14 protein-coding genes are annotated in these 13,179 nt (G+C 58.6%); 8 read left to right on the forward strand and 6 right to left on the reverse strand.

Features of this window, described 5'->3' with window-relative positions; genetic code table 11:
• Positions 1 to 175 precede the first annotated feature (175 nt).
• From MHM86_RS11685 to MHM86_RS11700, 4 genes are all read left to right on the forward strand, one after another.
• On the forward strand, positions 176 to 463 hold the full coding sequence (locus MHM86_RS11685) for a co-chaperone GroES (RefSeq protein WP_058318639.1): 288 nt from the start codon (positions 176 to 178) through the stop codon (positions 461 to 463).
• Between the two features lie 38 nt (positions 464 to 501).
• Positions 502 to 2,142: a chaperonin GroEL gene (gene groL / locus MHM86_RS11690; RefSeq protein ID WP_239199619.1), complete on the forward strand. Its 1,641-nt coding sequence runs from the start codon at positions 502 to 504 to the stop codon at positions 2,140 to 2,142.
• Positions 2,143 to 2,404: 262 nt separating this feature from the next.
• Positions 2,405 to 3,022 (forward strand): DNA-3-methyladenine glycosylase I, encoded by a 618-nt coding sequence (locus MHM86_RS11695; RefSeq protein ID WP_239199621.1) that lies wholly within the window; start codon positions 2,405 to 2,407, stop codon positions 3,020 to 3,022.
• A 6-nt stretch (positions 3,023 to 3,028) separates the two neighbouring features.
• Positions 3,029 to 3,871, forward strand: coding sequence for a DMT family transporter (locus MHM86_RS11700; RefSeq protein WP_239199623.1), 843 nt, complete (start codon positions 3,029 to 3,031; stop codon positions 3,869 to 3,871).
• A 69-nt stretch (positions 3,872 to 3,940) separates the two neighbouring features.
• On the opposite strand, the gene MHM86_RS11705 is transcribed toward MHM86_RS11700, so the two are convergent.
• Both MHM86_RS11705 and MHM86_RS11710 read right to left on the reverse strand, forming a co-directional pair.
• Positions 3,941 to 4,870 (reverse strand): electron transfer flavoprotein subunit alpha/FixB family protein, encoded by a 930-nt coding sequence (locus MHM86_RS11705; protein WP_239199625.1) that lies wholly within the window; start codon positions 4,868 to 4,870, stop codon positions 3,941 to 3,943.
• Positions 4,870 to 5,628 carry an electron transfer flavoprotein subunit beta/FixA family protein gene (locus MHM86_RS11710; RefSeq protein ID WP_239199627.1) on the reverse strand — a complete coding sequence of 253 codons (759 nt, stop codon included), beginning with the start codon at positions 5,626 to 5,628 and terminating at the stop codon, positions 4,870 to 4,872. Before MHM86_RS11710 ends, MHM86_RS11705 begins: the two co-directional genes overlap by 1 nt.
• 356 nt (positions 5,629 to 5,984) lie before the next feature.
• Here MHM86_RS11710 and MHM86_RS11715 point away from each other — a divergent pair, with 356 nt between their 5' ends.
• Positions 5,985 to 6,350 (forward strand): STAS/SEC14 domain-containing protein, encoded by a 366-nt coding sequence (locus MHM86_RS11715; RefSeq protein WP_239199629.1) that lies wholly within the window; start codon positions 5,985 to 5,987, stop codon positions 6,348 to 6,350.
• 22 nt (positions 6,351 to 6,372) lie between these two features.
• On the opposite strand, the gene MHM86_RS11720 is transcribed toward MHM86_RS11715, so the two are convergent.
• The 3 genes from MHM86_RS11720 to MHM86_RS11730 form a co-directional block, all read right to left on the reverse strand.
• The gene (locus MHM86_RS11720; protein ID WP_239199631.1) at positions 6,373 to 6,945 is read right to left on the reverse strand and encodes a cob(I)yrinic acid a,c-diamide adenosyltransferase; all 573 of its coding nucleotides are present in this window, start codon (positions 6,943 to 6,945) and stop codon (positions 6,373 to 6,375) included.
• Between the two features lie 3 nt (positions 6,946 to 6,948).
• The gene (locus MHM86_RS11725) at positions 6,949 to 7,152 is read right to left on the reverse strand and encodes a twin transmembrane helix small protein (protein ID WP_239199633.1); all 204 of its coding nucleotides are present in this window, start codon (positions 7,150 to 7,152) and stop codon (positions 6,949 to 6,951) included.
• A gap of 169 nt (positions 7,153 to 7,321) precedes the next feature.
• The gene (locus MHM86_RS11730; protein ID WP_239199635.1) at positions 7,322 to 8,164 is read right to left on the reverse strand and encodes an SDR family NAD(P)-dependent oxidoreductase; all 843 of its coding nucleotides are present in this window, start codon (positions 8,162 to 8,164) and stop codon (positions 7,322 to 7,324) included.
• A gap of 146 nt (positions 8,165 to 8,310) precedes the next feature.
• Between MHM86_RS11730 and MHM86_RS11735 the strand changes: the two genes are divergently transcribed.
• On the forward strand, positions 8,311 to 10,653 hold the full coding sequence (locus tag MHM86_RS11735) for a DNA topoisomerase IV subunit A (protein WP_239199638.1): 2,343 nt from the start codon (positions 8,311 to 8,313) through the stop codon (positions 10,651 to 10,653).
• Positions 10,654 to 10,692: 39 nt separating this feature from the next.
• Here MHM86_RS11735 and MHM86_RS11740 read toward each other — a convergent pair whose 3' ends face one another.
• Positions 10,693 to 12,078, reverse strand: coding sequence for a cytochrome P450 (locus MHM86_RS11740; RefSeq protein WP_239199640.1), 1,386 nt, complete (start codon positions 12,076 to 12,078; stop codon positions 10,693 to 10,695).
• A 91-nt stretch (positions 12,079 to 12,169) separates the two neighbouring features.
• On the opposite strand from MHM86_RS11740, the gene MHM86_RS11745 reads away from it, so the two are divergent.
• Together MHM86_RS11745 and MHM86_RS11750 are read left to right on the forward strand one after the other, a co-directional pair.
• On the forward strand, positions 12,170 to 12,904 hold the full coding sequence (locus tag MHM86_RS11745; protein ID WP_239199642.1) for a hypothetical protein: 735 nt from the start codon (positions 12,170 to 12,172) through the stop codon (positions 12,902 to 12,904).
• Between the two features lie 148 nt (positions 12,905 to 13,052).
• A partial coding sequence (locus MHM86_RS11750) for a GTP-binding protein (protein WP_239199675.1) occupies positions 13,053 to 13,179 on the forward strand: 127 nt, incomplete at its 3' end.

Here is a 13,179-nt window from a genome sequence, read left to right on the forward strand (position 1 = left end):
GGCTGACCTGCGGCATTCGCCGCCGACCTAACCAAAAGAAATGACCTTCCTCGGTTGACTCCCCCCGAACCCATTCCTAACTATGCGTCCGTTAGCACTCGACACCAGTGAGTGCTAACGGTCCTGCTTCATGAGAAGGGGACCGGACAAAACTTTGAGCTGAGGAGCCTCAGAGATGGCATTTAAACCGCTTCATGACCGTGTGCTGGTTCGCCGCGTAGAGAGCGATGAAAAAACCGCAGGTGGGCTGATCATCCCCGACAGCGCCAAGGAAAAGCCGGCGGAAGGCCTGGTTGTAGCTGTTGGCGCAGGCGCCAAGGACGATGCGGGCAACCGTGTTGCCATGGACGTTGCAGAAGGCGACAAAATCCTGTTCGGCAAATGGTCCGGCACCGAAATCACCGTCGACGGTGAAGAGCTGCTGATCATGAAAGAATCCGACATCATGGGCATCATTGCCTGATTGTCGACGACAGAATTTAAGTAACAGGAGCAAGCACAATGGCTGCTAAGGACGTCAAATTTGACACCGATGCCCGCAACGCAATGCTGCGCGGCGTAAACATTCTGGCTGACGCCGTAAAAGTGACCCTGGGCCCCAAAGGCCGTAACGTGGTCCTCGACAAATCCTTCGGTGCACCGCGCATCACCAAAGACGGTGTATCGGTTGCCAAGGAAATCGAACTGGAAGACAAGTTCGAAAACATGGGCGCCCAGATGGTGAAGGAAGTTGCTTCCCGCACCAACGACGAAGCAGGCGACGGCACCACCACCGCGACCGTACTGGCGCAAGCCATCGTTCGCGAAGGCCTGAAGCAGGTTGCAGCTGGTCTGAACCCGATGGACCTGAAGCGCGGCATCGACATGGCAACCGCCAAAGTCGTTGAAGGCATCAAAGACATGGCCCGCGAAGTCAAAGACTCCGCCGAGGTTGCGCAGGTTGGCACCATCTCCGCCAACGGCGAAGCCGAAATCGGTCAGCAGATCGCAGGCGCGATGCAGAAAGTCGGCAACGAAGGTGTGATCACCGTCGAAGAAAACAAAGGTCTGGAAACTGAGACCGATGTTGTTGAAGGCATGCAGTTCGACCGCGGCTACCTGTCGCCTTACTTCGTGACCAACCCCGACAAGATGATTGCAGACCTCGACGACTGCATGATCCTCTTGCACGAAAAGAAACTGTCCTCGCTGCAGCCGATGGTTCCGCTGCTCGAGTCGGTGATCCAGTCGCAAAAGCCGCTGCTGATCATCGCAGAGGACGTAGAAGGCGAAGCGCTGGCAACTCTGGTTGTGAACAAACTGCGCGGCGGCCTGAAAATTGCTGCTGTTAAGGCACCGGGCTTCGGCGATCGCCGCAAAGCCATGCTGCAGGACATCGCAATCCTCACCGGCGGCCAGGTCATCTCTGAAGATCTGGGCATGAAGCTGGAAAACGTCACCATGGACATGCTGGGCACCGCGAAGAAAGTGGCCATCACCAAGGACGAAACCACCATCGTTGACGGTGCTGGTGAGAAAGCCGAGATCGAGGCACGTGTTGCCCAGATCCGCACCCAGATCGAAGAAACCTCTTCGGACTACGACCGTGAGAAGCTGCAAGAGCGTGTAGCCAAACTGGCTGGCGGTGTTGCTGTGATCAAGGTTGGCGGCATGACCGAGGTTGAAGTGAAAGAGCGTAAAGATCGTGTTGACGATGCTCTGAACGCAACCCGCGCAGCTGTACAGGAAGGCGTCATCGTTGGCGGTGGTGTTGCTCTGGTTCAGGCTGGTAAAGCGCTGGAAGGTCTGGAAGGTGCAAACGCTGACCAGAACGCCGGTATCACCATCGTTCGCAAAGCCATCGAAGCGCCGCTGCGTCAGATCGCTGAGAACGCCGGTGTTGACGGTGCTGTTGTTGCTGGCAAGGTCCGCGAGTCGGGCGAAACCTCCTTTGGTTTCAACGCGCAGACCGAAGAGTATGGCGACATGTTTGCATTTGGTGTGATCGACCCCGCCAAAGTAACCCGTACCGCTCTGGAAGATGCGGCATCGGTTGCTGGCCTGCTGATCACCACCGAAGCCATGGTTGCAGACAAACCGTCGAAAGACGGCGGCGCAGCTCCGGCAATGCCCGACATGGGCGGCATGGGCGGCATGATGTAATCCCAACTGGGATTGCCTAGCCACTGGCTGCAAGAATTAGGGGTCGCCTTCGGGCGGCCCTTTTTTGTTGAGGAGAGACGGGGGCGCTGCCCCCCTGCGCCCTATCGGCGCATTCCCCCTAGGATATTTGTGCTACGGACAAAGCGCTTTTCAATGATCTGAAAATACTCACACCCAAGCCAACCACGCAGACGTGAGGTCGAATAAATTGCGCGGCCTGTCTGACTTGGTAAAGCTGGGCGGAACGGATTGGAGGGATGAGATGGCGGAACTTTACACAGCACCTGACGGACAGTGCCGCTGCGCGTGGGTTGCGGGGGTGGAGGCGTTTTTACCCTATCATGACGACGAATGGGGCTATCCGGTCAGCGATGACATTCGCCTGTTTGAAAAACTCTGTCTGGAAAGTTTTCAATCGGGCCTCAGCTGGCGGACCATTCTGGCGAAGCGCGAAAACTTTCGTGCGGCTTTTGATGGGTTCGATTTTCAAAAAGTGGCCGGTTATGGCGACGATGATGTGGTGCGCTTATTGGCAAATGCGGGCATTGTGCGGCATCGGGGCAAGATTAACGCGGTAATCAATAACGCCGCCCGCGCGCAGGAACTGGTGGCAGAGGCAGGGTCCATCGCGGCCTTTGTCTGGTCGTTTGAACCCGCAGTAGCGGATTTGGCGGAGCCGCAGACACAATCCACCTCCGCCGCCTCTGTTGCGCTGTCAAAGGCGCTGAAAAAGCGTGGGTGGAAATTTGTCGGTCCTACCACTGTCTATGCCTTCATGCAGGCGATGGGTTTGATTAACGACCACGCCACAGGCTGCGCGATGCGGGCGCGGGCTGAAGAGATGCGGGCAGGGTTTGTCCGCCCTCAAATGAAAGACTGAAGACACATGCGTCTGTTTTTATTGACCTGCCTGACGATGCTGGCGTTTGCGGCGAACTCCCTCCTTAATCGTGCAGGAATCGTTATTGCTGGGGCGGAGCCTGTGGCTTTTGCGTCTCTGCGCCTTGCCTCGGGTGCGGTGATGTTGGGGGCGCTGTTGCTGCTGCGGCGCGGGGCGGAACCTCCTGCTGTATCACCGCTAAAACGCGGCTGTGCGGTGCTGTCCCTGCTGGCCTATATCTACGGCTTCTCACTGGCTTATCAGGCGCTGGATGCAGGCGCTGGGGCTTTGGTGCTGTTTGCGATGGTGCAGATCACTATGTTCGCAGGTGCAGTGATGATGGTAGAGACGGTGCCGTTGCCGCGTTGGTTGGGCGCAGGACTGGCGCTAGCGGGTTTGACGTGGATCCTGTGGCCCGCAGATGCGGCGATGCCGCCGCTTGCGTCCGCCATGATGGCGCTGGCGGGTGTGGGTTGGGGCATCTATTCTCTGATGGGGCGCGGGGCGTCTGATCCGACGCGGGAAACGGCGCTGAACTTCCTCTTGGCGGCCCCTGTTGGAATTGCCATCTGGAGCTTTTTCGGGGCGTGGGAGATGGGGGCGCAGGCGATCCTGCTGGCGGTGCTGTCAGGCGCTGTCACCTCCGGCCTTGGCTATGCGTTGTGGTACAGCGTTTTGCCCAATCTCGGCGCCAGTCGGGCGGCAGTGGCGCAGCTGACGGTGCCGGTGATTGCAATCATCGGCGGTGCGCTGCTGTTGGGGGAATGGCCGGAGCTGCACTTTGCCATCGCAACGCTGGTGGTTCTGTCGGGTGTTGCGCTTGGTGCGATGCCGGCGCGCCGAAAATAATCCAGCAACGAGCCCAAAGAAAACGCCCCACCGAAAAGCGGGGCGTTTCTAATTGCGATCAATTGGGGCTTAGCCCAGTTTTTCAGTCAGCTCAGGTACTGCGTCGAACAGGTCTGCCACCAGGCCGAAGTCTGCAACCTGGAAAATAGGTGCTTCTTCGTCTTTGTTGATGGCGACGATGATCTTCGAGTCTTTCATGCCAGCAAGGTGCTGGATGGCGCCCGAGATACCTGCAGCGATGTAGAGATCCGGCGCAACAACTTTACCGGTCTGACCAACCTGCAGGTCGTTCTGGGCATAGCCCGAGTCAACAGCTGCACGGGATGCGCCAACGGCACCGCCCAGTTTGTCAGCCAGTTTCTCGATCAGGGCGAAGCTCTCTTCGGAGCCAACGCCACGTCCGCCGGAGACGACGATACCAGCTGAGGTCAGTTCCGGACGGTCGCTTTCGGCAACTTTGTCTTCAACCCACTCGGACAGGCCGGGGTTGCCGGCTGCCGCTGCGGCTTCAACGGCGGCGGAGCCACCTTCGCCTGCAGCGTCGAAGGTCGAGGTGCGAACGGTCATAACCTTGGTCGCATCTGCGGATTTGACGGTCTGGATCGCGTTACCTGCGTAGATCGGACGCTCGAAAGTGTCGGCGTCTACAACGGCGGTTACGTCGGACAGAACCATCACGTCCAGCAGAGCTGCGACGCGCGGAGCAACGTTTTTGGCAAACGCGGTCGAGGGGGCAACGATATGGCTGAAGTCGCCAGCCAGCGAAACAACCAGATCAGCCACAGGTTCGGCCAGACCGTTGCCATAGGCAGCGTCGTCTGCGCACAGAACTTTGGACACACCGTCCAGTTTCGCAGCGTCTTCAGCAGCGCCACCGCAGGATGCGCCTGCGCACAGTACGGTCACGTCGCCCAGCGCCTTGGCGGCGGTCAGGGCTTTGGCGGTGGCGTCAACGGCCAGCGCACCATTTGCAACTTCGGCAATCAGAAGAACAGCCATTATACAGCCCCCGCTTCTTTCAGTTTCGCAATCAGCTCATCAACCGAACCAACCTTGATGCCTGCGGCACGTTCCGCCGGCTCACCGGTTTTCACGATTTCCAGACGCGGGCTTACATCAACGCCGTAATCAGCTGCGGTTTTTTCTTCCAGCGGCTTTTTCTTGGCTTTCATGATGTTCGGCAGCGACGCGTAGCGCGGTTCGTTCAGGCGCAGGTCGGCGGTGATGATCGCCGGCAGGTTGACTTTGATGGTCTGCAAACCACCGTCAACCTCACGGGTGACGGTCGCGGCGTCGCCTTCAACAGCAACTTCGGAAGCAAAGGTCGCTTGACCCCAGCCCAGCAGGGCTGCCAGCATCTGGCCGGTTGCGTTCATGTCGTTATCGATCGACTGTTTACCAGCGATGACCAGCTTAGGCTGCTCTTCGTCAACAACGGCTTTCAACAGTTTGGCAACGGCCAGCGGTTCAATGTCCTGGTGCACGTCGTCAGCTGCGTTGATCAGGATCGCGCGGTCGGCGCCCATGGCCAGCGCGGTACGCAGAGTTTCCTGCGCCTGCTTTACACCGATCGAGACCACAACGACCTCTTCGGCTTTGCCTGCTTCTTTCAGGCGAATGGCCTCTTCGACGGCAATTTCGTCGAATGGGTTCATTGACATCTTAACGTTGGCGAGATCGACGCCGCTGCCGTCCGCTTTCACACGAACTTTCACGTTATAGTCGATCACACGTTTGACAGGTACGAGTACCTTCATTTCGCGGTCTCCCTTACAGTGTTATGACGCCGCTTTCTGCGTCGCCAAAATTCCATACGCCACTTGTTATATTTTTGCGGCACACCAAAACAGGGCAAAATCGTCACGTTAGCGCCAAAGGACGCCGCGTTTCGCATTTTTTGTCTGCGAAACCTTGCGGAAACATTTCACGTCCTGCGTTAAGGGGGGGCGGCAGGCCCGAATTTGGCGGCCAAGTATTTGTTCTATGAGCATCCGATGAGCATCCTGCGCGGTTTTATGCGCCTCTGCAGAGAATCACCCGGCCAGCCTTGATTGCGCCAGATCAGAGCCTGCATTTGCGTTTGATCTATAGTGGCGGCGGAGGGGAACCGCTCATGTTAATCGTTACCAAACCAGAACCAAATTGCCTTGATGTGACGCTGAACGGCAAGGTGGATGCCGCCGCAATGCGCCAGGGACTGGATGATCTGATGGCCTTGTCTGAAGATATCAGTGATGGGGTGATGCTTTACCGTATTCCCGAATTTTTCATGCCAAGTTTTGCTGCCATAGGGGGGGAGATGGCGCGGCTGCCTGCGCTGTTCGGGCTGTTGGGAAAGTTCAACCGCTGCGCTGTCCTCACGGATGCCGCATGGTTGAAATCAGCGGCAGAGATAAAAGGCAGCCTGTTTGGCGGTATCGACATCAGGGCGTTTGACCTTGATCAGACGGCTGAGGCGAAAGCGTGGCTGAGGGCCTGAAGAGGCTCTCAGCGCAAGGTGTTTAACGGTTGGCGCCGGGCACCCAGAGAACATCCTCGGCACCGTTATTGTTGGCAACGCGCGACGCGACAAAGAACCAGTCGCTCAGGCGGTTGAGGTATTTCACTGCTGCGGGATTCACCAGCTCCTCTGACGCCAGTTCAACTGCCAGCCGCTCGGCGCGGCGTGCCACGGTGCGGCAGACATGCAGATGCGCAGACAGAGCAGTACCACCGGGCAGGATAAAACTGCGCAGAGGACTGAGGTCCTTGTTCATCCCGTCAATTTCGGCCTCAAGGCGTTCGACCTGCGCGTCCGATACGCGCAGCGGCGGGTATTCGGCGTCGGCATCCTTGTCCATGTCGGGGCGGCACATGTCGGCACCCAGATCGAACAGATCGTTCTGCATCCGACCAAGGGCCGCGTCCATGTCGCCGCTGGCCTGCAGGCGGGCGACGCCCAGTGTGGCGTTCAGCTCATCCACAGTGCCATAGGCGTTTACGCGGGCGGAATGTTTGGCAACGCGGGTGCCATTGCCCAGCGCGGTATCGCCCTTGTCGCCGGTGCGGGTGTAAATTTTGTTCAGTACGACCATGGCTCAGCCTCCTCTGCGCAGCCAGACAAACAACAGGATCAGCACAACCGCACCAAGCTGTGCCCAAAGACGCAGGCGCATCAGCTTATTGGAGTGTTTGCGGTTGAACTCCCCCCCTTTAGTGAAGCCGCCGATGCCGATCATCAGGATCACCAGCACGCCGATACAGGCGGCAGCGACAACTAAAAATAGTGGATCGTCAGCCATGTTCTTTTCCCTCTTTTGATGCCCCAAGATGTAGAGGCGCGGCGCGGCGGCGCAAGCCCCAAAAGTGTGGTGGCGCGGATTTTCGGGCTCGCAGCCTTTCTATCCCGGATCACGTAGTGAGCTGGGGGGCTGACCCGGTCGTTAAGGGCGAGCGCGGGTTTATCGTGGCTCACCCCTTCGCCAGCAACCAATCAAGCGCACGGGTTGGTAGTACGCGGCGCAGGGTGCCCATAATGTAGGTCGGTGTCGTCACATAATACCGGGCCTTGGGGCGGTTCGCGTTCAGCGCGCGCAACAGTTTTTCTGTCACTGCCGAAGGGGGCAACTCAAACGCATCTGGCGTGGTGTTGTCCGCATAAAGCCGTTTGACCAGTTTGGTGCGGTACTGATCGGCGCGGGCGCTGTTTTGCCAATCAATCCATTTCTCAAAATGTGGGATCGCATTGCGGCGGATTTCAGAGGTGACAGGGCCGGGTTCGATCAGCACCACATTGATATTGGTATCGCGCATCTCAATGCGGAGGGTGTCGGTCAGGGCCTCTAGCGCGAACTTGGTGCTGTTATAGGCCGACCGCCACGGTGCCACCACCAGACCCAGAACGGATGAGCAGTTGATGATGTGTCCATGCCCCTGCGCCCGCATCACCGGAATCACCTGGCGGGTCAGGTCGTGCCAGCCGAACACATTTGCCTCGAAAATCTCGCGCAGTGCACCGCGCGGCAGATCCTCGTTGGCACCGGGGCAGGCGTAAGCTCCGTTGTTAAAGAGAGCATCCAGCGTACCACCCGTGCGCTCCAGCACTGATGCCAGCGCGGTCGAGATTGACGCCTCATCGGTGTAATCCAATTGCACTGCCTCTAGGCCTTCTGCCGTCAGACGGTCACAGTCCTTTTGCTGGCGGCAGCCGGCAAAGACGCGCCAGCCCGCAGCCTTCAGCCCGTGGGCCGCATCATAGCCGATGCCGGTTGAACAGCCGGTGATCAGGATGGATTTCTGTGTGGTCGATGTCATCTGGTGCGCTCCCGTTTCGCTGTGCCCACAGCTAGGGCATCGGGGTCGGCAAAGCAAATATACCGCAACGGCCCGTTTGGGCGAAATTCGCGCGGCAGATGTTGCCTAGCCTTGTCGCCTTTCAGCTAGAGGGTTACACAGCATATATGACTGATGACATCGAAGATCCCCATATCGACCAGATCGAAGTGGCAGAGCCGCTGCGCCGCGCGATTGGCGACCGTTACCTGACCTATGCGCTCAGCACGATTATGCATCGCGCGTTGCCAGATGCCCGTGACGGTCTGAAACCAGTTCACCGCCGCATCCTGTACGCGATGCGCGAGCTGAAGCTGTCCGCAACTGGTGGTTTCCGTAAATCGGCGAAAATCTCTGGTGACGTGATGGGCAACTATCACCCCCACGGCGATGCGGCGATCTATGATGCGATGGCCCGTCTGGCGCAGGACTTCAACGTTCGCTACCCGCTGGTGGACGGTCAGGGCAACTTCGGCAACATCGACGGCGATAACCCTGCGGCCAGTCGATATACAGAGGCGCGGATGACCGCTGCCGCTGAGGCGCTGCTGGAGGGTTTGAACGAAAACGCCGTTGATTTCCGCGAAAACTACGACGGTACGCTGAGCGAACCGGTGGTTCTGCCGGCGGCCTTCCCGAATCTGCTAGCCAATGGTGCGGCAGGGATCGCGGTGGGCATGGCGACCAACATTCCGCCGCATAACATTGAGGAACTGATCGGCGCCTGTCTGCATCTGATTAAGACACCCGATGCCCGTGATGAGACGCTGCTGAACTACGTCCCCGGTCCGGATTTTCCCACCGGCGGCGTCATTGTTGAGCCGCGTGAAAACATCGCCAAGGCCTATGCCACCGGCCGCGGCAGCTTCCGCCTGCGCTGTAAGTGGGAGGTCGAGGATCTTGGTCGTGGCACCTGGCAGATCGTGATCACCGAGATTCCGTATCAGGTGCAGAAGTCTAAGCTGATCGAAAAAATCGCGGAATTGATTCAGACCAAGAAAATACCGATTCTGGCCGATGTGCGCGACGAATCCGCCGATGACATCCGCCTGATTCTGGAGCCGAAGTCGAAGAATGTCGATCCGCAGGTGCTGATGAACCTGATGTTCCGCAGCTCGGACCTAGAGATCAAGTTTTCGCTCAACATGAACGTGCTGATCGACGGTGTGACGCCGAAGGTCTGTTCGCTGAAGGACGTGTTGCGTGCCTTCCTTGATCACCGTCGTGATGTGTTGCAGCGTCGCTCTAAACACCGGCTGGACAAGATCGACCATCGCCTTGAGGTGCTGGAGGGCTTGATCGTTGCCTTCCTTAACCTTGACCGCGTGATTGACATCATCCGCTATGATGACGCGCCGAAACAGGCGCTGATGGCGGAAGCGTGGGGCGATAAGAAACCCCGCGCCACGGATGAGAGCGACTATCGTTCCCCGCTGCCTGCGAAAGGTGATGGCGAACTGACAGAGGTTCAGGCCGAAGCGATCCTGAACATGCGCTTGCGTAGCTTGCGCCGTCTGGAAGAGATCGAGCTGACCCGCGAACGAGACGCTCTGCTGGAAGAGCGTGCAGGCCTGTTGGAGTTGCTGAGCAGCGAAGAACTGCAGTGGAGCCGCATCAGCGAAGAGCTGAAAGAGACCCGCAAGCAGTTTGGCCGCGCCTCCGAAGGTGGCAAACGTCGCAGCGCCTTTGCCGAGGCGGTCGAGGCCGAAGAGGTGCCGCTGGAAGCGATGATCGACCGAGAACCGATCACGGTGGTCTGTTCGCAGATGGGCTGGATCCGTGCCATGACCGGGCATATCGACCTGACACGTGAGTTGAAGTTCAAGGACGGCGATGGCCCCCGTTTCATCTTCCACGCGGAAACGACGGATCGCCTGCTGGTCTTTGCCAGCAATGGCCGTTTCTACACTGTGCAGTCCTCTAACCTGCCCGGTGGTCGTGGTATGGGCGAACCGCTGCGCCTGATGGTTGATCTGCCCAATGAAGCGGACATAATCGATATCCTGATCCATAAACCGGGCCGCAAGCTGCTGGTCGCGTCAAGTGAGGGCAACGGATTTATGGTGGGTGAGGATGATGTTCTGGCCCAGACCCGAACCGGTAAACAGGTGCTGAACGTCAAAGACGATATCAAAGCTCAGCTGGTGCGACCGATTGATGGCGACCACGTTGCGATTGTCAGCCAGAATGGCAAGTTCCTGGTCTTCCCTGTTGATGAACTGCCAGAAATGACCCGCGGTAAAGGCGTGCGCCTGCAGAAATACAATATGGCGCGTGGCCGTCAGGGGACGCTGGAACTGGACGGTGGGCTTGGCGACATCACCACCTTCAACTGGGACGATGGTCTCAGCTGGGAAATGGGTGGCGGTAAGACACGGCACGAATCGGACATGTCCGACTGGCTGGGCAAACGCGCTGGCGTGGGCAAGAAGGCGCCCTACGGCTTCCCACGTGATATGAAATTCACCTAATTTTTGCGGGCCCTTTGGGGCCCGTTTTTATTTCTGCCCTTAGTCCAGCTTCTCCGCCTGCAACCATACGCCCCCGTCTGGTCGCAGAGTCAGGATCATCACTGGTTTCGGCGCGCGTCCTGCGATGGGGGTGAAACGATAGCGCGCCAACAGCGTGGCGAGGATAATGACAGCCTCCTGCACGGCGAATGAAGCGCCGATGCAGATACGTGGCCCATCACCGAAGGGGAGGTAGGCGTAGCGGTTAATTGCCTTGCTGTCAGCGAAACGTTCGGGGCGGAACTGATTGGGATCATCCCACAGCAGGTGATTGCGATGTAGCGCGTAGATCGGCAACATGACCGTATCGCCGCGCCGGATGTCACGCCCGCACAGTGTATCGGGCGCCTGCGCTGTGCGCGACAAGATAGCGGCGGGTGGGTAAAGACGTAGGGTCTCATCCACGATCTGGCGAACATAGGGTAGCTGAGGCAGGTGTTCGGCGCCAGCAACGCCTGACCCGATCGCAGCGCGGGCCTCTGCGTGGGCGCGGGCCTGCGCCTGTTGATCAAACCCCATCAGGTAAAGCGCCCAGCCCAGCGTCAGCGCTGTGGTTTCATGCCCTGCCACGATGAAGGTCAGCAGATTGTCACGCAATTCGGCTGTGTGCATCTGGCGCTGAGTTTCCGGATCCTCTCCTGCCAGCAGCAAATCAAGGAGGTCTGGTGTGCTGCGCGGGCCAGTGCGCCGGCGGCCGTTGATGGCGTCATCTGCAACGCCTTTCATCTGTTTCAGCGCCTGTCCCTTCAGCACTCGCGCGGGCCGTGGCACCCAATCAGGCATGCCCAGCATATCCATAAGTGATACGCGCCCCGCCTCAGCAATATAGGCGTCAATGGCGCGGTGGATTGCGGCGCGGTCAAAGCCGTCATCGCCGGAAAAGGTGACATCACTGATCACATCAAAGGTGGCGCGCACCATCTCATCCGCCATGTTCACCGCTCGTTGCCCAGCGGCGTCAATGCGCGCGCATGCGGCTTCTGCGGCGGCACTCATCACCGGTGCCAGATTGGTCACATTGCGATGTGAAAACACCGGCGCGGCAGCGCGGCGTTGCCAGCGCCAGTGGGCACCTTCGGCGATAAAGAGGGAATCACCTATGGCGGGGCGCAGCAGGTTTTTGGTCACCAGCGATTTCGGATAATCCTCGATCCGCTCCAGCAATACGCGACGCAGCGCCTCGGGCTCCATCACCATATGCCAGCGCCGCCCAGTGCGGCCGCTGACCATCGGCTGGCGGGTGGCAATCTCTGGCAGGATTGTCAGCAGGTTTTCCCGCGCTGCCTTTAGTGAGCGCAGCATGCCCCAGGGTTCGCGCACCAAGGGCACATGTACGGGCAGGGGCGCTGGTGGGGACGCGTTGGCAGGCTGCAGGATGTGTGGCATGGTGGCCTCTGACTGTGTCTCTGCTCAACGATATAACCGCCACACTGCGCGGGGCAACGCCGGCGCAGCTAAACGGCGCATTTGCCAGTCTATGCTGTCTGGGCTAATGCTGCGGATGAAATGCGTTGTGGTGGAGGTTTCGCAGATGATCATGCGTGTGTTGGCTGTTTTGTCGTTGGTTGGGGTGGTGGCCTGTTCGCCGACCGCAGATCTGGCGGAAAAACCGGTGCCTCTGGGTGATTTCTCCTTTGGTCATAACGTGGTGATCGCCAAAGACCCGGTCAAAGGTCCGCTTTCTCGCGGTGCAACCGAAGAAGAGTGGGTGGGCGCGCTGGAAACCGCGATCGGCACACGCTTTGATCAGTATGAGGGCGACCGGTTGTATCACTTTGGCGTTGCGGTGCAGGGCTATGTGCTGGCCCAGCCTGGCATTCCCGTTGTGGCGTCACCCAAATCTGTGCTGATCATCAATCTGGATGTTTGGGACGATGCCAAAGGCGTCAAGTTGAACGCTGAACCCAAGCAGATCACCGCGCTGGAGCGGATTTCCGGTGAAACCTTTGTTGGCTCCGGTCTGACCCAGTCGAAAGAGCAGCAAATGAAAAACCTCAGTGAAAATGCGGCACGGCTGATCAAGGTGTATCTGGAAAGTCAGCACAAAGAAGAGGGCTGGTTTGTGCCGGAGGCGGCGGCCCAGTCTGAACAGGCTTCAGAGGCGGATAGTGCTGCGACAGCAGAACGTGCAGACGTGATCGACCAAACGGTGCCTCTGTCGTCCGAACCTGCGGCGGCGGAAGGTGAATTGACGCCTGCTGCGGCGTTGTAATCGGAAACCGCGACAGAAACGTCGCAGCGATAGGGGGCTAATGCATCTGAGGGTGCAACAGACGCTTGATTTTCCCCCCCGAACCCAATAAACGGCCCGCGATGATCACTCGGGGCGTAGTCCCCCTAAAACACGAGGCGCCTTTAGAATGGCAAAGGAAAAGTTTGAGCGTTCCAAACCGCACGTTAACATCGGCACCATCGGCCACGTTGACCACGGCAAAACCACGCTGACCGCAGCAATCACCAAATACTTTGGTGACTTTCAGGCATACG

It is taken from the genome of Thalassobius sp. Cn5-15, assembly GCF_022347685.1.
Taxonomy (GTDB): domain Bacteria; phylum Pseudomonadota; class Alphaproteobacteria; order Rhodobacterales; family Rhodobacteraceae; genus Thalassobius.